Source organism: Abyssisolibacter sp. ZYX002 (assembly GCF_056892235.1).
This window is the reverse complement of the sequence record NZ_JARMXH010000004.1, coordinates 39026-58227: the sequence shown is the minus strand read 5'-3', so window position 1 is coordinate 58227 and position 19202 is coordinate 39026. Positions and strand designations below refer to the sequence as shown.

18 protein-coding genes, 1 tRNA gene and 3 other annotated features are annotated in these 19202 nt (G+C 32.9%); all 19 genes read right to left on the bottom strand.

Annotated elements, in window-relative coordinates:
* Window positions 1-2: 2 nt before the first annotated feature.
* Complete coding sequence (rpoB, locus tag P3X86_RS12765; protein WP_483293084.1) at window positions 3-3704, bottom strand: DNA-directed RNA polymerase subunit beta; 3702 nt, start codon at window positions 3702-3704, stop codon at window positions 3-5.
* A 291-nt stretch (window positions 3705-3995) separates the two neighbouring features.
* Window positions 3996-4379 carry a 50S ribosomal protein L7/L12 gene (gene rplL, locus P3X86_RS12760; protein WP_483293083.1) on the bottom strand — a complete coding sequence of 128 codons (384 nt, stop codon included), beginning with the start codon at window positions 4377-4379 and terminating at the stop codon, window positions 3996-3998.
* 39 nt (window positions 4380-4418) lie between these two features.
* Window positions 4419-4946, bottom strand: a complete 528-nt coding sequence (gene rplJ / locus P3X86_RS12755; RefSeq protein ID WP_483293082.1) for a 50S ribosomal protein L10 — start codon at window positions 4944-4946, stop codon at window positions 4419-4421.
* A gap of 90 nt (window positions 4947-5036) precedes the next feature.
* Window positions 5037-5169 (bottom strand) — a sequence feature (ribosomal protein L10 leader region).
* Window positions 5170-5228: 59 nt separating this feature from the next.
* Entirely contained in the window at window positions 5229-5927 is a 699-nt protein-coding gene (gene rplA / locus P3X86_RS12750; RefSeq protein ID WP_483293081.1) for a 50S ribosomal protein L1, read from the bottom strand.
* Between the two features lie 56 nt (window positions 5928-5983).
* Window positions 5984-6409: a 50S ribosomal protein L11 gene (rplK, locus tag P3X86_RS12745; RefSeq protein ID WP_483293080.1), complete on the bottom strand. Its 426-nt coding sequence runs from the start codon at window positions 6407-6409 to the stop codon at window positions 5984-5986.
* A 34-nt stretch (window positions 6410-6443) separates the two neighbouring features.
* Window positions 6444-6968 (bottom strand): transcription termination/antitermination protein NusG, encoded by a 525-nt coding sequence (gene nusG / locus P3X86_RS12740; protein WP_483293079.1) that lies wholly within the window; start codon window positions 6966-6968, stop codon window positions 6444-6446.
* Between the two features lie 50 nt (window positions 6969-7018).
* On the bottom strand, window positions 7019-7216 hold the full coding sequence (gene secE / locus P3X86_RS12735; protein WP_483293078.1) for a preprotein translocase subunit SecE: 198 nt from the start codon (window positions 7214-7216) through the stop codon (window positions 7019-7021).
* Window positions 7217-7248: 32 nt separating this feature from the next.
* A complete protein-coding gene (gene rpmG / locus P3X86_RS12730; RefSeq protein ID WP_483293077.1) occupies window positions 7249-7398 on the bottom strand; it encodes a 50S ribosomal protein L33 in 150 nt (49 codons plus the stop codon).
* A gap of 361 nt (window positions 7399-7759) precedes the next feature.
* Window positions 7760-8953 (bottom strand): elongation factor Tu, encoded by a 1194-nt coding sequence (gene tuf / locus P3X86_RS12725; protein WP_483293076.1) that lies wholly within the window; start codon window positions 8951-8953, stop codon window positions 7760-7762.
* A 40-nt stretch (window positions 8954-8993) separates the two neighbouring features.
* Window positions 8994-9069: transfer RNA gene (locus P3X86_RS12720), tRNA-Thr, on the bottom strand.
* Window positions 9070-9078: 9 nt separating this feature from the next.
* Window positions 9079-9726, bottom strand: a complete 648-nt coding sequence (gene sigH / locus P3X86_RS12715; protein ID WP_483293424.1) for an RNA polymerase sporulation sigma factor SigH — start codon at window positions 9724-9726, stop codon at window positions 9079-9081.
* 106 nt (window positions 9727-9832) lie between these two features.
* On the bottom strand, window positions 9833-10381 hold the full coding sequence (locus P3X86_RS12710; protein ID WP_483293075.1) for an NYN domain-containing protein: 549 nt from the start codon (window positions 10379-10381) through the stop codon (window positions 9833-9835).
* Window positions 10382-10386: 5 nt separating this feature from the next.
* Window positions 10387-11133 (bottom strand): 23S rRNA (guanosine(2251)-2'-O)-methyltransferase RlmB, encoded by a 747-nt coding sequence (gene rlmB / locus P3X86_RS12705; RefSeq protein ID WP_483293074.1) that lies wholly within the window; start codon window positions 11131-11133, stop codon window positions 10387-10389.
* Window positions 11134-11230: 97 nt separating this feature from the next.
* Window positions 11231-12001: an FAD-dependent thymidylate synthase gene (thyX, locus tag P3X86_RS12700; RefSeq protein ID WP_483293073.1), complete on the bottom strand. Its 771-nt coding sequence runs from the start codon at window positions 11999-12001 to the stop codon at window positions 11231-11233.
* Window positions 12002-12026: 25 nt separating this feature from the next.
* On the bottom strand, window positions 12027-12476 hold the full coding sequence (locus tag P3X86_RS12695; RefSeq protein WP_483293072.1) for a Mini-ribonuclease 3: 450 nt from the start codon (window positions 12474-12476) through the stop codon (window positions 12027-12029).
* Window positions 12461-13858 (bottom strand): cysteine--tRNA ligase, encoded by a 1398-nt coding sequence (cysS, locus tag P3X86_RS12690; protein WP_483293423.1) that lies wholly within the window; start codon window positions 13856-13858, stop codon window positions 12461-12463. The genes P3X86_RS12695 and cysS overlap by 16 nt, the downstream gene beginning before the upstream one ends.
* Window positions 13859-13909: 51 nt before the next feature.
* Window positions 13910-14125 (bottom strand) — a binding site (T-box leader).
* Window positions 14126-14169: 44 nt separating this feature from the next.
* Window positions 14170-15651 carry a glutamate--tRNA ligase gene (gene gltX / locus P3X86_RS12685; protein ID WP_483293071.1) on the bottom strand — a complete coding sequence of 494 codons (1482 nt, stop codon included), beginning with the start codon at window positions 15649-15651 and terminating at the stop codon, window positions 14170-14172.
* 79 nt (window positions 15652-15730) lie between these two features.
* Complete coding sequence (locus P3X86_RS12680) at window positions 15731-17440, bottom strand: proline--tRNA ligase (RefSeq protein WP_483293070.1); 1710 nt, start codon at window positions 17438-17440, stop codon at window positions 15731-15733.
* Window positions 17441-17522: 82 nt separating this feature from the next.
* Window positions 17523-17721, bottom strand: a binding site (T-box leader).
* A gap of 64 nt (window positions 17722-17785) precedes the next feature.
* On the bottom strand, window positions 17786-19114 hold the full coding sequence (locus P3X86_RS12675) for an MATE family efflux transporter (RefSeq protein WP_483293069.1): 1329 nt from the start codon (window positions 19112-19114) through the stop codon (window positions 17786-17788).
* Between the last annotated feature and the right edge of the window lie 88 nt (window positions 19115-19202).

Below are 19202 nucleotides of genomic sequence, written 5' to 3'. Positions count from 1 at the left end.
TACTAGTCTTCATAATCATCATTAAAATCATCATCTAAGCTCTCAAAATCTATGAAATCAAGTTCAACCTCATTTAACTCTTCTTCATTCTCTTGTTCATCTTCTACTACTGTCTCTTCAGGTTGTACTTCTTCATTCTCTTGTTCTAAATAGTTAATAGTTAAATTACTTTCACTATCATCTTCTATTTCTTTTATATCTATTTCATCTTCATAGCTATTTAGCACTTTAATATCTAGCGACAAGCTTTGAAGTTCTTTTATTAATACTTTGAAAGATTCTGGTATACCTGGTTCAGGTATATTCTCTCCTTTTACTATTGATTCATATGTTTTAACTCTTCCAACAACATCGTCAGATTTAACTGTAAGAATCTCTTGAAGTGTGTGAGCTGCACCATATGCCTCTAGTGCCCAAACCTCCATCTCACCAAATCTTTGACCACCAAACTGTGCCTTTCCACCTAGTGGCTGTTGTGTTACTAATGAGTAAGGTCCTGTAGATCTTGCATGTATCTTATCATCTACAAGGTGATGCAGTTTAAGCATGTACATATATCCAACTGTTACTGGGTTGTCAAACTCTTCACCTGTTCTACCATCTCTTATAGCTATCTTGCCTGTGTTTGGTAACCCTGCTTTTTCTAGAGCCTCTTCTATATCTTTTTCGTTTGCGCCATCAAATACTGGCGTAGCTATATGCCATCCTAACGCCTTTGCTGCCATTCCTAAGTGCACTTCTAATACCTGACCAAGGTTCATACGAGAAGGAACCCCTAGAGGGTTTAAAACGACTTGTAGAGGCGTACCATCTGGTAAGTAAGGCATGTCTTCTTCTGGTAATATTCTGGAAATAACACCCTTATTACCATGTCTACCACACATCTTATCTCCAACGTTTATTTTACGTTTTGTGATAATATACACTCTCACTAATTCGTTAACACCTGCTGGCAGTTCATCGCCATTTTCTCTTTTAAACACTTTTACATCTAGTATTATACCTTCTTCTCCGTGAGGTACTCTTAACGATGTATCTCTAACTTCTCTAGCCTTTTCACCAAATATAGCTCTTAGAAGCCTTTCTTCTGCTGTAAGCTCTGTCTCTCCTTTAGGAGTTACTTTACCAACTAGGATATCACCAGTTTTAACCTCTGCACCTATTCTTATGATACCTCTTTCGTCTAAATCCTTAAGTGCATCTTCACCAACATTAGGGATATCTCTTGTTATCTCCTCAGGTCCAAGCTTTGTATCTCTTGCATCTGATTCGTATTCTTCTATGTGAAGTGACGTTAATACGTCGTTTTTAACTAAATTCTCGTTTAACAGTATAGCATCCTCGTAGTTATATCCTTCCCATGTCATAAATCCTATCAGTAAGTTCTTTCCAAGAGCTATCTCACCTTGCTCAGTAGAAGGACCATCTGCCATTACTTGACCTTTTGTAATCTTTTCATTCTTTTTTACTATTGGTCTTTGATTAATACATGTTCCTTGATTTGATCTTTGGAATTTGAGTGTTTTATATCTTTCTATTTTACCGTCTTCATCTTTTTTTACTGCAATTTCATCCGAAGATACTTTGTGAACAATACCATCTGATTTAGATATTATTGTTATACCTGAATCTTTTGCAGCCTTATATTCCATACCTGTTCCAACTATAGGTGCCTGTGTTTTTAACAAAGGCACTGCCTGTCTCTGCATGTTCGCACCCATCAGTGCTCTATTGGCATCATCATTTTCAAGGAAAGGTATCATTGCTGTTGCAACTGATACTATCTGTTTTGGAGAAACATCCATGAAATCTACTTCTTTTCTAGGTACAAATTCAGTTACTCCATTTTTAGCTCTAGCAACAACTCTTTTATTTACGAATCGACCTTCGCTATCAAGTGGTTCGTTAGCTTGGGCTACTACAAAAAAGTCTTCTACGTCGGCTGTTAAATATTGTATGTCTTCTGTTATTATTCCTTTTTCTTTATCTGCTTTTCTAAACGGTGCTTCTACAAATCCATATTCATTAATTCTCGCATAAGTTGCTAGTGAGTTTATAAGACCTATATTTGGTCCCTCTGGTGTTTCTATAGGACACATTCTACCGTAATGTGAATGATGTACGTCTCTAACCTCAAATCCAGCTCTATCTCTACTAAGTCCTCCTGGACCTAATGCTGACATTCTCCTCTTATGTGTTAACTCTGCTAATGGATTGGTCTGATCCATAAACTGTGACAACTGACTGCTTCCAAAGAACTCTTTTATCGCAGCAGCTACTGGTCTAATATTTATTAGGGCTTGTGGTGTTGCTATATCTATATCTTGAATAGTCATTCTTTCTCTAACTACTCTTTCCATTCTTGATAAACCAATTCTGAATTGATTTTGTAATAATTCACCTACTGAACGTACTCTTCTATTTCCTAAATGATCAATATCATCTACTTTTCCTATATTGTGAAATAGATTAAATTCATAGCTCATTGAAGCAACTATATCAGATATAGTTATATGCTTAGGTGATAATTCTCTTATTCTTTCTTCTATTTTTTCTTTCATTAGTTCGTAATCATCTTTACACTCATCTATTATCTCTTTCATTACAGGATAATAAACCCTCTCTTTAAGTCCTAATTCTTTTAAAGAGAAAGGTAAGTCAAATGTGCCCGCGTCTACAAAGTGATTACCTACTATTCTAACTATTTTTCCTTCTTCATTTACTACATCTATAGTGTTTATTCCCATAGCTTCAATCTTAAATGCTATCTCATTGGTAATTTCTTCATCTTTGCCTATTATTATTTCACCAGTATTAGGGTCAATAATCTCATCAGCTGAAATTTTTCCAATAATCCTATTATGTAAAGCTAATTTTTTGTTGAATTTATATCTTCCTACTTTAGCTAAATCATATCTTTTAGGATCAAAAAATAACGTGTTAATTAACGACTTTGCGCTATCAACTGTTGGCGGTTCTCCTGGTCTTAACCTTTTATATATCTCTAATAGTCCCTCGTCTACGTTTCTAGTATTATCTTTTTCTAGAGTGTTTAGTATATACTCGTTTTCTCCAAGTAACTGTAATATTTCTGTGTTCGAACTGTATCCAAGCGCTCTAAGTAACACCGTTGCAGGTAATTTTCTCGTTCTATCTACTCTTACATATACAATGTCATTTGAATCACTTTCGTATTCAAGCCAAGCTCCTCTGTTTGGTATTACTGTTGATGAAATTAGCTTTTTACCTGACTTATCAATGTTTTGAACATAATAAACACCTGGTGATCTAACTAATTGACTAACTATAACTCTCTCTGCTCCATTGATTATAAATGTACCTTTTTCTGTCATAAGTGGGAATTCACCCATAAAAACTTCCTGTTCTTTTACTTCGCCTGTCTCTTTGTTAATTAGCCTAACCTTTACTTTTAAAGGTGCCGCATAGTTAGCGTCTCTTTCTTTACTTTCACCTACATCATATTTAGGGTCTCCTGATATATAATAATCAACAAACTCTAATATAAGATTACCTGTGTAATCTTCTATAGGTGATATGTCTTCAAATACTTCTTTTAATCCTTCTTTTACAAACCAATTGTACGAATCCTTTTGTACCTCAATTAAATCAGGTATTTCCAAAACTTCTTCGATATTAGAATATGTCATTCTAACTCTTTTACCAAGTGAAACTGGATGCACCATCAATATTCACCTCTCATTTAGCAATCCTAAAATTTATTGTTTTAATTACCATGAAATAACAAACAAATATATTACATTATGCCCATTTCAGGAATTTTTATTCAAAAACTATGCCAATTATTCACTATTTGGCATTTTATAATGGTATCACACCATAATCCAGTTGTCAAGCTATTTTATAATTTTTTTGTATTTTTGCTTGTTTATTTTTGTAAATATACTAAAACGCAAAATTAAGGCACTCAAGTTCTCCCTGAGTGCCTTCTTTGACTGTTTAGTTGATTGTTGTTACTACTTAACTTCTACTGTAGCTCCAACTTCTTCTAATTTAGCCTTCATTTCTTCTGCTGCTTCTTTAGCGATAGCTTCTTTAAGTGTTCCAGGAGCTCCATCAACTAATTCTTTAGCATCTTTTAATCCTAATCCTGTTAACTCTCTAACTACTTTGATTACTTTAATCTTTGAGCTTCCAGCACTTGTTAATACTACGTCAAACTCAGTTTTTTCTTCTGCTGCTGGAGCAGCTCCACCAGCTACAGGCATAGCAGCCATAGCTACAGGTGCTTGTGCACTAACACCGAATTCTTCTTCTAATGCTTTAACTAACTCTGATAATTCTAAAACAGTAAGACCTTTAACCTCTTCAATTAAATTCATAACTTTTTCACTTGCCATTTTGTAAATCCCTCCATACTTTCTATTATAATAATTTTTTTACGCTTCTTTTTGTTCCTTAATTTGATCTAATGCATATACAAGATTTCTCATTGTACCTTGTAATACATTTGCAAATCCTGATATAGGACCGTTTAATCCACCAAGTACTTGTGCAATTAATACCTCTCTTGGAGGTAATGCAGCTAAGTCTTTAACTCCATTGATGTCTATAATTTTTCCATCTACAACACCAGCTTTTATCTCTAAGTTCTTATGATCTTTAGCAAATTCCTCTGCTATCTTAGCTGGAGCTACAGCATCTGTTTCACAAAAAGCTACTGCATTTGGACCTGTTAAGAATTGATTGAAATCCTCTAATCCTGCATTTTTGAAAGCAAATCTCATCATAGAGTTTTTGTATACTTTGTATTCAACATCAGCTTCACTAAACTTCTTTCTTAGGTTTGTAACCTCTTCAACGTTTAAACCTCTGTAATCTACAAGTACCATAGCTTGAGCTTTTTCTATTTTTTCCTGAATCTCAGAAACTAATATTTTCTTTTGTTCTATTATTGCCTTGCTCATTTGGTTCCACCTCCTTGTAACAGGAATCATCCCAATATTTATTATTTCTTTAAGTTTGACAGATTGCTAGTCAAATACCAAACCTTCTCAGTATATAAAATAAAAGGGTCTTCTCTACATAGACAAGACCCTTTGTGAAATCACAATTATATTCATTCACAACCTCGGTAGGGAATTTAAACCCTGCGGTACCTACTGTCTACGGTTAGTATTATTCAATTTTCAAACAATATCTATATTAACATTAATCAATGTTTGTTGTCAAGCTTAAAGTTACTATTTTTATTCCATAATCTTGTCTGCGTTTAATTTTATTCCTGGTCCCATTGTACTAGAAATAACTACGCTCTTAAGATATTTACCTTTAGCTGCTGATGGTTTAGCCTTTATTACAGCTTCCATAAGTGTATTAAAGTTATCCATAAGTTTTTCAGTTCCAAAGGATTTCTTTCCTATAGCAACATGTACTATATTAGTTTTGTCAACTCTATATTCAACCTTACCGGCTTTAATTTCGTTAACTGCTTTAGCTACATCAAATGTAACTGTTCCAGATTTAGGGTTTGGCATTAAACCTTTTGGTCCTAATACTCTACCTAATCTACCTACTAGACCCATCATATCAGGTGTAGCAATTATAACATCAAAGTCAAACCAGTTTTCACTTTGAATTTTAGTTATATATTCTTCTGCTCCTACGAAATCTGCTCCCGCTTCTTGAGCTTCTTTTTGCTTATCTGCTTTTGCTATAACTAATACTCTTTTTGTTTTACCTGTTCCATGTGGAAGTACTACTGTACCTCTTACTTGTTGATCTGCATGTCTTGAATCTACTCCAAGCTTTGCTGATACTTCTATTGTTTCATCAAATTTAGCTTTGCTAGTCTTTTCAACTAACTCAATCGCTTCTTTTACATCATATAATTTTTGCTTATCGTAAAGTTTTAAACTATCATTATAGTTCTTGCCTCTTTTTGGCATTGACATTACCTCCTCTGTGGTATTAGCGGTTTTTTTACCTCCCACTTATTTAAAAACTAGTCTTCTACAACTACTCCCATACTTCTTGCAGTTCCTGATACCATTCTCATAGCAGCTTCTATATCATTTGCGTTTAAGTCCGGCATTTTTGTTTCTGCTATCTCTTTTACTTTATCTCTCGAGATTGTTGCAACTTTCTTTTTGTTTGGCTCTCCTGAACCTGACTCAATTCCTATAGCTTTTTTAATTAAGACTGCTACTGGTGGAGTCTTTGTTATAAATGTAAAGGATCTATCTTGATATACTGTTAAAACTACTGGAATAATCATTCCTGGCTGGTTCATAGTTTTAGCATTAAACTCTTTACAAAATCCCATAATGTTAACACCATGTGGTCCTAATGCTGTACCTACTGGTGGTGCTGGAGTCGCTTTACCAGCTGGTATTTGCAACTTAACTACAGCTGTTACTTTTTTTGCCATGTCTTACACCTCCTTAAAATCGTTAGTAAAAAGCTTATAATCTCTCTACTTGTTCAAAATCTAGTTCTACGAGTGTTTCTCTCCCAAACATAGATATAAATACTTTTAGTTTTCTTCTTTCATTGTTGATGTTTTTAACAGTACCCATAAAGTTTTCAAAAGGTCCAGATATTACTTTAACAGTATCTCCTGAATTAATGTCTATTGAAGGCAATATCTCTTGTACTCCCATATTCCTTACTTCTTCATCGGTTAATGGGACTGGTTTTGAGCCAGGACCTACAAAACCTGTAACTCCACGTGTATTTCGCACAAGATACCACGATTCATCTGTCATTAACATCTTGACCATAACATACCCCGGGAATTTTTTTCTTTCTTTTATTTTCTTTTTGCCATTTTTAATTTCGACATGTTCTTCTGTAGGTACAGTAACTTCAAATATTACATCTTGCATGCCTCTATTTTCAACCAACTTTTCGATATTCGCCTTAACTTTATTTTCATGGCCAGAATAAGTATGTGCTACATACCATTTAGCCTGTGACACATCAGTCATATTACTCAGGGGCTATAAAATCTTTAGCCCTTACCTCCTTTATAGGTTATTTACTTGATAATGAGTTGAATTAAACTTTCACAACCTTTGTCAAATACAAAGAAAATACCACTCATTATGGCACAAGCAACCAAAACCACAGTTGTGTGATTTATAAGTTCTTTTTTTGTAGGCCAACTGATTTTTTTCATTTCAGCTTTAATTCCCTTAAAAAAGCTCTTTTTACCATTTTTATTTTGAGCAACCATATTACTCACATCCTCACTCTATTATAATGGAATTACTTTGTTTCTTTATGAACTGTATGGCTTTTGCAGAACTTGCAGTATTTTTTAACTTCCACTCTATCTGGATGTAGTCTCTTATTTTTTGTTGTGTTATAATTTCTTTGCTTACATACAGTACATGCTAAAATAATTTTATCTCTCATTAAAACACCTCCTAGACGAAAAACATAGGTGAGTACATGTATATCTCTATTTTTAGACATAGATATCCATTAATAACTACACTACTTTATATAAACTATCATAAATCAAAAATTATGTCAAGAATTAATATTAAAGTCTATATTAAGCCTAATATACTTTTTTGCTTCCTTTATGCAGTTAACTTGATTTTATAGTACCTATAATCTAATTTGCATATATTAGTAAATGTATCCAATAATATTATATCCATGATTCTTCTTTTAATACTTTATGAGTTTCGCGATACGTTGATTATAGCCCAAAGCAGATAATATTTTATGCATCCACTTTGGGCTCTTTATGTCTTTATTATCTTTTAGATTATTCTATAATCTCACTAACAACACCAGCACCAACTGTTCTTCCACCCTCACGGATAGCGAACTTAAGTCCTTTTTCCATTGCTATTGGTGTAATTAATTCTACTGATAACGCTGCGTTATCTCCAGGCATACACATTTCTACGCCTTCTGCTAATTCTATTGCTCCTGTTACGTCTGTTGTTCTAAAGTATAATTGTGGTCTGTATCCACTAAAGAATGGCTTATGTCTTCCACCCTCTTTTTCTGTTAATACATATACCTCTGCTTTGAACTTCGTATGTGGTGTTATTGAACCAGGCTTTGCTAATACTTGACCTCTTTCAATATCTGTTCTTTGTACTCCTCTTAGTAATGCTCCGATGTTATCTCCTGCTCTTCCTTCATCTAGAAGCTTTCTGAACATCTCTACTCCTGTACATACTACTGATCTCTTCTCTTCTGTTAATCCTACGATCTCTATTGTATCTTGTACTTTTAGTACTCCTCTTTCTATTCTTCCTGTTGCAACTGTTCCTCTACCTGTGATTGAGAATACGTCCTCTACTGGCATTAGGAATGGTTGGTCTGTATCTCTTGCTGGCTCTGGTACTGCTCTATCTACTGCTTCCATAAGCTCTAATATCTTTGTTCCCCACTCACTTTGTGGATCTTCTAATGCTTTTAATGCTGATCCTACTACTACTTCTGCATTATCTCCATCAAACTCATATTCGCTTAGTAATTCTCTGATTTCCATTTCTACTAACTCGATTAACTCTTCATCATCTACCATATCTGCTTTGTTTAAGAATACTACGATTTGTGGTACTCCTACTTGGCCTGATAATAGTATATGCTCTCTAGTTTGTGGCATTGGACCATCTGCTGCTGAACATACTAGAATCGCTCCATCCATTTGTGCTGCTCCTGTTATCATGTTCTTTACGTAGTCAGCATGTCCTGGGCAGTCTACGTGCGCGTAGTGTCTTGCTTCTGTCTCATACTCAACGTGTGCTGTTGATATTGTGATTCCTCTTTCTCTTTCTTCTGGAGCTTTATCTATATTATCAAATGCTACTGCTTCTCCAGTTCCTAATCTCTCATGTAACACTTTTGTGATTGCTGCTGTTAATGTTGTTTTACCGTGGTCTACGTGTCCTATTGTTCCTATGTTTACGTGTGGCTTATTTCTTTCAAATTTTGCTTTTGCCATTGTTTTCTCCTCCTTAATTTCACTTTAAATTACTATAATATGGAGCCCATGACCGGGATTGAACCGATCACCTCTTGCTTACCATGCAAGTGCTCTACCTACTGAGCTACATGGGCATTTCATCTTTATATATCTTTTATTTCTAGATATCTTTCTAGCTTCCGCTTTACTCTTTGCAATGCATTGTCAATAGATTTTACATGCCTGTCCAATTCTACTGCAATCTCTTGATATGATTTTCCTTGTAAATACGAAGTTAATACTTCCCATTCTAATCCGCTAAGTATTTCACCTATTTTACTCTCAATATTATTTAATTCTTCTCTGCTGATAATAAGCTCTTCTGGATCTGTTATCTTTACTCCTGAAATAACATCCATTAAAGTCCTATCAGATTCTTCATCATAAATTGGCTTATTAAGCGATACGTAGGAATTAAGCGGTATATGTTTTTGTCTTGTTGCTGTTTTTATTGCTGTTATTATTTGTCTAGTAATGCATAGCTCCGCAAAGGCCTTAAATGACGAAAGCTTATCCTGCTTAAAGTCTCTTATTGCCTTATAAAGTCCTATCATGCCTTCTTGTATTATATCTTCTTTATCCGCACCAATTAAAAAATATGACCTAGCCTTAGACTTTACAAAATTCTTGTATTTCTTAATTAAGAATTCTTGTGCTCTTATATCGTCTTTAGCATATTCTACAATTTCTTCGTCGGTCATTTCACTATAATTGTTAATATAGATTTCAGAAGATTTATCTAGATTAGTAATTTCATTTGTTACAGTAAGCTGCACTAACATCGCCCCCAAGTTTTAACCAATGTTCACAAGGTTCATAAATTTATTATATAGTAGCAAACTGTGTAAGTCAAATGATTTACATATCTCTGCTAAGATTTTGGAGTTTTTTTACAACATCCATGTCAATTATGTCTTCTATTGTCTCTCTTGTATTATTCACCTCTAGAGTTTCTTTCTTTTTTGTTATTTTATTTTTTACTCTACTTAGCTCTATTTCAAGCTCTCTAGCTGAAATTCTTGTTGCTCCTCTACCTAATATAATCTGTTGTTCTGCCCAGTCTGATGTAGCCACCCTAACTAGTTTTTGGTTTTTTACTAATTTGGATATTGATCTTTCTATATAACTATCTGCAGTTTCATCTTCTTTTGTATAAACAATATCCACATTTAGCTGACTATCTTTTTTACCTGTATTTCCTTTTACTAAATGTGCATCAAATACTATAATTACTTTAATTCCAGTAAACGATTGGTACTCTGCCATTAACTCTATAAGCTTATTTCTTGCTACTCCTAATCCTAATTTACTTAATTCTTTTAGCTCCATCCAAGCATTTATAATATTGTAACCATCAATAAAAATAAATTCTTTATGCTTTTTTCGCTTTTTATTCTTTTTTGACATGATATTTATCCACGTTGCTTTCTTATTTCATACAACAATATTCCTGCTGCTACGGAAGCATTTAAAGAAGTCACTTTTCCCTTCATAGGTATCTTCACTATTAAGTCACAGCTTTCTTTAACTAATCTCTTCATTCCTTTTCCTTCGCTACCTATAACTAAAGCTATCGGACCTTTCATATTAGTATTGTAATAGTAATCTTCTCCGTCCATATCCGCTCCATAAACCCAAATCCCTTTTTCTTTTAAATATTTTATTGTATCAGCTATATTTGTGACTTTAGATACTTTTACATATTCCATAGCGCCACTTGCTGTTTTAGCAACTGTAGCTGTAAGTCCTACTGATCTTCTTTTAGGGATTATGATTCCATGTGCACCCACACATTCAGCAGTTCTCATTATAGCTCCTAGGTTATGTGGGTCTGCTATTTCATCTAATACCACTATAAATGGATCTTCTTCTTTTGCTTTAGCATAATCAAGTATATCGTCTACACTATAATAGTTATGCATAGCTACGAAGGCTATTACTCCCTGATGGTTACAATTTTGTGCAATTGAATCTAGTTTATTTTTAGGAACATATTGCACAACTAAACCTCTTTGGTTTGCGTGTTCTTTTATATCATCAATAGTACTATTATGTATACCTTTTAATATTACTATCTTGTCTATTGCTCTTTTTGATTTTATTGCTTCTAATACTGGATTTCTACCAGCTATAAATGCTTGTTGTTTCAATTTTTTCACTCCTTTAAATACTATGGCGATAAATAAAACTCATTATTATTATGCTTATATTTTCAGTATTAACTCGTTTATTAGCATATATTTCAGAGTTCTATGATTATAAATTTTTGAATTCTTCTCTTACTTCTTTTATCTGTCCACATGTCATCTTTCCTTCTGGACATGGCTCATTCAAACAATTAGGTCCACAATATTTAAAAAGAGTTGGCGCCACTTTTTTGGCTTGCCTTAGCATCTCTGTTGCTAATTCTCTAATCTCCCACTGTGCTCTATTACAGCATCTGTGCTTAAAAAAGTTAAATAATGTTCTAGCATTCATTGAAACTACTATTTTAGTTTCACATGCATTAGGAAATACGTATCTTGCATCTTCTATGACTGTCTTTTCTGCCATCATTTTAGTTTGTTTCTCTGTATATCCCTTTTCTAAATATTTTCTTTGTTTCTTTTCTAGTAATATATCTATTATTTTGTTGTAGCTTTTTTGATCTTGCTCCATAGCATTTATAAATACCTTCTTTGCTTCTTCATCTTCTTCAATCGCTGGAGGTATGATATACTCAAATTGCTCAAGTTTAACATATCTTTGTGACTGCTGGGAATAAGATGCTATTCTATGCCTTACTAATTGGTGTGTTAATACTCTGCTCACCCCTTCTACAGCAAATGTAAATGTTGCGTGTTCTATAGGTGATTCATGTCCCATGCTCATTAGCTTGTCCAAAAATTTATCTGTAGATTCATTAGTTAATCCTTCCTCTATACTATCAATTCCTACTTGCGAATAACAAAGTTTTGCTGCTGAAGCTATCAACTTTTCTACATCTGGTGTATGCCTAATTAATGAAACTTTTAAGTTTGCTTTCATATAACCACTCCCTTTTGCCTATTGTTTACTCAATAATGTTCTGTTCTTTATATTTTCTTATTATTATATCAAATATTTCGTTTATACGCTTTATATTATCAGTTAAATATAAATATCCAATCAAAGCTTCAAACCCTGTTGCGTATCTATAATCTGTTATATTTGCATTTTTAGGAATAGTTGCTGACTTTGTATTTCTTCCTCTTTTTATTATTCTATGTTCATCTTCTGTTAAGTCATCCTTTAAAAAATGAACAATATCTGCTTGCGATTTAGCTTTAACAAATTTTATTGCAATGTTATGAAGATCATTAACTGACTTTTTGACTGTCTCTAATATATATGACCTAACTAAAACTTCATATACTGCATCTCCAATATACGCTAATTGTAAAGGAGAAGCCATATTTATTTCAATATGGCTATATATTTTTTTCTTTAATTTAGAATCTTGATTTGTTATATTCTCTTCCATTTTACTCCCTCTGGTGTGTCTTTTAGTGTAATTCCTCTTTCTTTTAATTCATCTCTTATTTTATCTGCCAATCCATAGTCTTTATTTCTTCTAGCTTCATTTCTATCCTCTATAAGTTTTAAAATTTCATCTTCTAATATTTCATCTTTTCTATAAAGCAATCCTAGTATACCGGCTAACTCCATGAGTACATCATATGAAACCTTAACTATTTCCTTGCTAGATTTAGCTGATAGATTTGTATTTGTATATCTTATTATCTCAAACAACACTGATATAGCATCTGCTGTATTCAAGTCATCATCCATACTGTTTATGAATTTTTGTTTAAAGTTATTAATATCTTCTTTTACTCTAGATTCTTCATCTAACATTTTTTCTTGCTCTGTTATATCCATTAAATACTCTAAATTTTCCTTGCCATTATACAATCTATCTAGTGCAGTTTTAGATTGTACCATGATTTCTTTGCTGAAGTTTATTTGGCTTCTATAATGACTTGACAGTATAAAATATCTAAGAACTTCTAAATCAAATTCTTTGCTAACCACTCTTACTGTAAAGAAGTTATCAAGAGATTTTGACATTTTCTGATTGTCTACGTTTATCATAGCATTATGCATCCAATAATTCGAGAATGTCTTGCCTGTTAAACTCTCTGTCTGTGCAATCTCATTTTCATGATGTGGAAACTCTAAGTCTTGCCCACCAGCGTGTATATCTATAGTATCACCTAAAAATTTCTTTGCCATTACAGAACATTCTATATGCCATCCCGGTCTACCTTTCCCCCAAGGGCAATCCCACGAAGGTTCTCCCGATTTTGCACTCTTCCATAAAGCAAAATCCATAGGATTTCTTTTTTCTGTGTTCTCTTTTATCCTTGCACCAACCATTAATTCATCTAATTTTTTATTAGATAGTTTACCATAGTCTTTAGCTTTAGATACATCAAAATAAACATTTCCATTTACACTATACGCTATATCTTTCTCCTCTAGTTTACTAATAAAATCTATTATTTCTGCTATATTTTCTGTTGCTTTTGGATGAATAGTTTCTTCCTCTTTTACGTTTAGATTCTTAGTATCTGTCAAATATTCATTTATAAACTCCTCTGCAATCTCCTTTACTGGCCTATTTTCTTCGTTTGATTTGATAATTAACTTATCATCTATGTCTGTAAAGTTAACTAAGTAATCAACTTTTAATCCGTTATATTGCAGATATCTTCTCAGCACATCAAACACTACTACCGGTCTAGCATTTCCCACATGAATAAAGTTGTAAACAGTTGGTCCACATACATACATCGTCACCTTATCTTTATTTATTGGTTTAAATTCTTCTTTAGTTCTTGTTAACGTGTTATATAGTTTCAATTTCATATCATTACTCCTTCCTCTTAAATACAAAAACGTCTCTGAAATAAATTCAGAGACGATAAAAACCGTGGTTCCACTCTAATTGGATATATAATATATCCCACTTTAAGCCTTAACGCAGCTAACGAATAGCCCTACTTATTTTCAAGCTAGCAGTTCAAAGGTGCATTTTCTATATATCATTGACATCTAAATCTCTCTCAGCTATTAAAGATTCTTCTCTGTTTGTTTAATATATATACTTTCCCTCGTCATAACTTTTAAATATTGTTTTTTATATTCTACTAAATTTTTGCTATTTTATCAACCTATAAATAATTGTCTTTTACATATTTTATGCGCTCTAATATGTTTTGTTTACCTAGCACGAATATAATCTTATCAAAATCTGGTCCATGCAACTGACCACTAAGCGCTGCTCTAGCAGGCATGAACAATTGCTTTCCTTTGATTTTAGTTTTCTTTCCTATTGATTTCATCATCCCTTTTGCAAAATCAGCATCAATTTCATCTACTGATTCAACTTCCTCTATCATAGCATCTAAAAGCGCTGGTACTTGCTCACCTTTTAACATCTCTAATGTCTCATCATTTTCTGGTTTTATCTCATTATCAAATAGGAATTTAACCTTCTCACCTATTTCTCCTACATACGACAATCTATCTTTTATTGACGCTACTAACGCTACTATCCAATCGTACTTTTCACTAACCTCTTCTTTTTTGATGAAACCCGCTTCTATCAGATGTGGTAATGCTAACTCTGTTATTCTCTCTACATCAGTATTTCTAATATAATTAGCATTAACCCATTTTAATTTATCTCTATCAAATACTCCACCTGTTTTTGATACTCTATCAAATGAAAACTCTTCTATCAATTCATCCATTGTAAAGAATTCCTTGTTGCTCTCTGGTGACCATCCAACTAATGCTAAATAATTCACCAAAGCTTCAGGTAAATACCCTTTATCTTTGAAATCTGACACCGAAACATCTCCATGTCTTTTGCTGAGCTTTTTCTTTTCACTGTTAAGCACTGTAGGTAAATGTACGTATTTTGGTGCTTCCCATCCAAAAGCCTCAAACATGTAAACATGCTTTGGTGTAGATGTGATCCACTCTTCACCTCTTATTACATGTGTTATCTTCATTAAGTAATCATCAACTACTACTGCAAAATGATACGTTGGAAACCCGTCTGATTTTATCAATACTTGATCATCTACTTCGTTGCTATTAATAGTTATTTTGCCTCTTACTAAATCATCAAAAGTTATCTCTTTATCACTAGGCATTTTTAATCTTATTGTATAACTTTCACCTTTTTTTAATCTTGCTTTTATCTCGTCTTTTGATAACTCTCTACAGTGACCATCGTAACCTTTCATGATGCCTTCAGCTCTTTGCTTTTCTCTTATCTCATCTAGTCTTTCCTTTGAACAAAAACAATAATACGCAAGTCCTTTATCTAGTAAAATCTTAATGTATTCTTGATATATATCTAATCTCTCTGATTGTATATATGGTCCATACTCACCCTTTTCTACTATCTTTCCATCTTCTAGGAAGACACCTTCATCATGCTCTATCCCAGCCCACAATAACGCATTGACTAAGTTCTCTATTGCATCATCCACATATCTTGTTCTATCTGTGTCTTCAATTCTTAAGATATATTTTCCACCTTTTTGCTTTGCAAAAACATAATCATATAATGCAGTCCTTAAACTTCCTATGTGAACGTATCCTGTAGGCGAAGGTGCAAACCTTACTCTAACATCTGACATACCAAATTCCCTCCGTATCTTATTATTTCCATTTTAATCTTAATTAATTATAGTTTATAGTAGTGTATAAGTCAATTTTTTATTTAATTAACACGTTACTTAAAGTCTTTAGTACATCATCAGCATTAATTTCTTTTTTCTCTAAAGTCTTTCTCTCTACAAATTCTACTATATTATCATCTGCCTTTTTACCAACTGTTATTCTGTATGGTATACCAATTAATTCAGCATCTTTGAATTTAACTCCTGCTCTTTCCATTCTATCATCTATCATAACTTCTATCCCTTTATCAAGTAGCTCTTTATATAACTTCTCTCCTAGCTCAACTTGCTTTTCATTTTTAGTATTAACCACTGTAACTAATACATGGTATGGAGCTACTGATAGTGGCCAAATTATTCCATTTTCATCATGATATTGCTCTATTATAGCCGCTAAAGTTCTCGATACACCTATACCGTGAGAACCCATGTAGATTTTTCTTTCTTTTCCGTTTTCGTCTAAAAAAGTAGCATTCAATCCATCACTATATTTAGTACCAAGTTGAAATATATTACCTACTTCATTTCCTCTTTCTTGGTTTAACTTACTATCACATTTAGGACACTTATCTCCCTTTCTTACCATTAGTAAATCATCTACTATCTCCCCACTAAAATCAACTCCATAGTTTACATTTTTGTAGTGATAGTCTGTTTCATTTGCACCTACTATGATATTTTTCATTTTTTCAATCCTTGAATCAACAAATATTTTAATATCTTTCTTTAATCCTATCGGCCCTGCAAATCCTACATTTGCACCTGTTACTTCTTTTACTATATCTTCAGTTGCCATTTCTAGCTCATGTTCGTTAACACCACCTGCATGACAAAGCTTAGTTTCATTTAACTCTCTATCTCCCGGAATCATAACTGCAATTACTTCATCTTTTGCTTTGTATAGTAGTGTTTTAACAAAGCTATGTGCCTTTGTATTAAAGAACTCTACTAAATGCTCTATCGTCTTTACATCAGGAGTATGAACTTTTTCTTTATTTAATACATCCCCCTGGGAGTTTTTAACTTCATATTTACAGTCAGCTTTTTCAAATGTCGCAGCATAATCACAAGCATCACAGTAGCATATGTCACTCTCGCCCATTTCTGAGAAGGCTATGAATTCGTGAGAGTCACTACCTCCCATTGCTCCCGAATCTCCTTCTACAACTTTGTATTTTAACTCACATCTATCAAATACTTTTTCATATGCTTTCCACATGATGTAATATGCTTTCTCCATACCTTCTACATCTTTATCAAATGAGTAAGCATCTTTCATTATAAACTCTCTGCATCTCATGAGCCCAAATCTTGGTCTTTTTTCATCTCTGTATTTTGTTTGTATCTGATACAGGCTAAGTGGTAATTGTTTATATGATTTAACCTCATTTCTAATTATGTCTGTAAAGATTTCCTCATGAGTTGGTCCCAGACAAAACTCTCTGTTGTTTCTATCATACAATCTAAACATCTCTGGTCCAAAATCGTCCCATCTACCTGTTTCTTTCCATAGCTCAGATGGTTGTATTGCTGAGAGTAACATCTCTTGTGAATCTATAGCGTCCATTTCTTCTCTTACTATTTGCTCTATTTTTCTAATAACTCTATAACCTAATGGTAAATATGAATATACTCCTGAAACTAGTTTTCTAATCATACCAGCTCTTAGCAAGAGCTTATGACTTGGTAATTCAGCCTCCGATGGAACTTCTCTTAAAGTTGGCATATACAGCTTTGACATTCTCATAATTATTCCTCCATTCATTTATTATTCCTTTAATAAAGCTAATCATTCTTAGCTATTTTTAGACACAAAAAAACTCCATCCCTATAGGGACGGAGTTATATCCGCGGTACCACCCTACTTGACTAACATCAAGTCCTCTCATTTTATAACGGAACGATCCGTCCAAGCTTAGCTTGAAAACTCTAAGGCAGGTTCTGTATTTAGAGGGATAAAAGTCTCACAGCCTAGAACTTTCTCTCTACAATCCTTAAATACTTACTATTCCTTATCATAGTTTTTAGATATAATTTATATCAATATTACAAGAAAAAATAACATTTGTCAAATAATTTTTGACCGACTAGATTATTCTTTTTTCGGTATCTTAGCTTTGAATCGGACATAAAAACACATAAATAGCATTATATAATTAATCAACTTTCCAATATATACACCTTTAAGATCACCGATTAATATTATACTAAATATATAAAGTCCTGTGATTCCTATAAAATTAATTAAAACAGACACTCTAAATACCCATCTAGCTTCGCCAAAACCTTGCAAGCTTTGCTTATATACATTTTGTAGAATATTGAACAAATTGATTGATAAAGCCAGAGGTAGATATTTGACAGAAGCTTTTATCAACTCTTCTTCATTTGTTATCAATTTAGGTGCTACTTCTTTAAATATAATGATTAATGTAGATATTATAAAATAAAATATAAAAATCATTATGGTAGATTTTATTGATATACTATTAATTTTATCAATCTTCTTTTGCCCTACTTTTTCACTAATAAGTGTTAATGCTACTTGTGAGTATGAATACATCGGCATTAGTGCTAACGATATAATCGAAAAAACAAGATTATATATAGCTACATCTAGCAATCCAATTCTATAGAGTATCCCATTTATAACTATAACCAATATTGTATCTTCTAAAAGTTCTTGTCCTATTAATGGCATTGATATCTTAACTATTTTCTTTATATTCTTTAGCCATTTGAACTTTATATTTATTTTACTACTAGTTTTTATAAAAGCTTTGTAATAAATAAACAAATTTACCGTTAAAGATACTACACTACTTATAGCTGCTCCTTTAACTCCTAGCTGTGGACCTCCAAATTTACCAAAGATTAAAATATAATTAAGAACCACATTTAATATTGATGCTGTAATATTTCCGTAAAACAAGATACTAGTTTTATTTATAATCTTAAAATAAGCTGAAAAGGAAAATAAAATCATATTTAGTCCTATCGTAAATGAAAAAATTTTCATATAAATTAGACCTTGTTTTAACACTTTTCCTTTTAGCCCATATAAGCCCTCTAAAATTTCTCTACCGTAAATATTGGAAATTACAACTGCAACTATTCCAACAAGAGCACTAAGTAAAATATTGGTGATAACATAGTTATTAATACCATCAACGTCTCTTTCTCCCTTACTTCTCGCTCCTAGTATATTAACTGCAACAGCTGTCATTCCTACTACACCTGTAATACTATTTATTGTTGTCCCGACCATGCCAACAGCGCCAAATGCTTCTATTGACGTTCTTCCTATCATTGCTTGATCAATAATGCCTATCAATATTGCAGCAATATTATTCAATAACAACGGAATAGCAATCCTGTTTATTTTGTTGTATTCTTTATCTTTTATAATGTTAACTTTCATCTATGTCTCCCCTCTTCTTCAACTATCTAAAAAAGAAGGGTTTTACCATCCAGATGCATACCGGATCAACTCCTTTGACTAAATATAT

What these genes read in the sequence shown, in the direction of transcription:
- gltX (WP_483293071.1), bottom strand. Translation starts at nt 15,651, where the DNA reads ATGTCAGATGTTAGAGTAAGGTTTGCACCTTCGCCTACAGGATACGTT.
- secE (WP_483293078.1), bottom strand. Translation starts at nt 7,216, where the DNA reads ATGGTTGCTCAAAATAAAAATGGTAAAAAGAGCTTTTTTAAGGGAATT.
- P3X86_RS12680 (WP_483293070.1), bottom strand. Translation starts at nt 17,440, where the DNA reads ATGAGAATGTCAAAGCTGTATATGCCAACTTTAAGAGAAGTTCCATCG.
- P3X86_RS12675 (WP_483293069.1), bottom strand. Translation starts at nt 19,114, where the DNA reads ATGAAAGTTAACATTATAAAAGATAAAGAATACAACAAAATAAACAGG.
- rplJ (WP_483293082.1), bottom strand. Translation starts at nt 4,946, where the DNA reads ATGAGCAAGGCAATAATAGAACAAAAGAAAATATTAGTTTCTGAGATT.
- rplA (WP_483293081.1), bottom strand. Translation starts at nt 5,927, where the DNA reads ATGCCAAAAAGAGGCAAGAACTATAATGATAGTTTAAAACTTTACGAT.
- rpmG (WP_483293077.1), bottom strand. Translation starts at nt 7,398, where the DNA reads ATGAGAGATAAAATTATTTTAGCATGTACTGTATGTAAGCAAAGAAAT.
- rplK (WP_483293080.1), bottom strand. Translation starts at nt 6,409, where the DNA reads ATGGCAAAAAAAGTAACAGCTGTAGTTAAGTTGCAAATACCAGCTGGT.
- P3X86_RS12710 (WP_483293075.1), bottom strand. Translation starts at nt 10,381, where the DNA reads ATGTCAAAAAAGAATAAAAAGCGAAAAAAGCATAAAGAATTTATTTTT.
- P3X86_RS12695 (WP_483293072.1), bottom strand. Translation starts at nt 12,476, where the DNA reads ATGGAAGAGAATATAACAAATCAAGATTCTAAATTAAAGAAAAAAATA.
- rplL (WP_483293083.1), bottom strand. Translation starts at nt 4,379, where the DNA reads ATGGCAAGTGAAAAAGTTATGAATTTAATTGAAGAGGTTAAAGGTCTT.
- rpoB (WP_483293084.1), bottom strand. Translation starts at nt 3,704, where the DNA reads ATGGTGCATCCAGTTTCACTTGGTAAAAGAGTTAGAATGACATATTCT.
- thyX (WP_483293073.1), bottom strand. Translation starts at nt 12,001, where the DNA reads ATGAAAGCAAACTTAAAAGTTTCATTAATTAGGCATACACCAGATGTA.
- tuf (WP_483293076.1), bottom strand. Translation starts at nt 8,953, where the DNA reads ATGGCAAAAGCAAAATTTGAAAGAAATAAGCCACACGTAAACATAGGA.
- nusG (WP_483293079.1), bottom strand. Translation starts at nt 6,968, where the DNA reads ATGACTGATGTGTCACAGGCTAAATGGTATGTAGCACATACTTATTCT.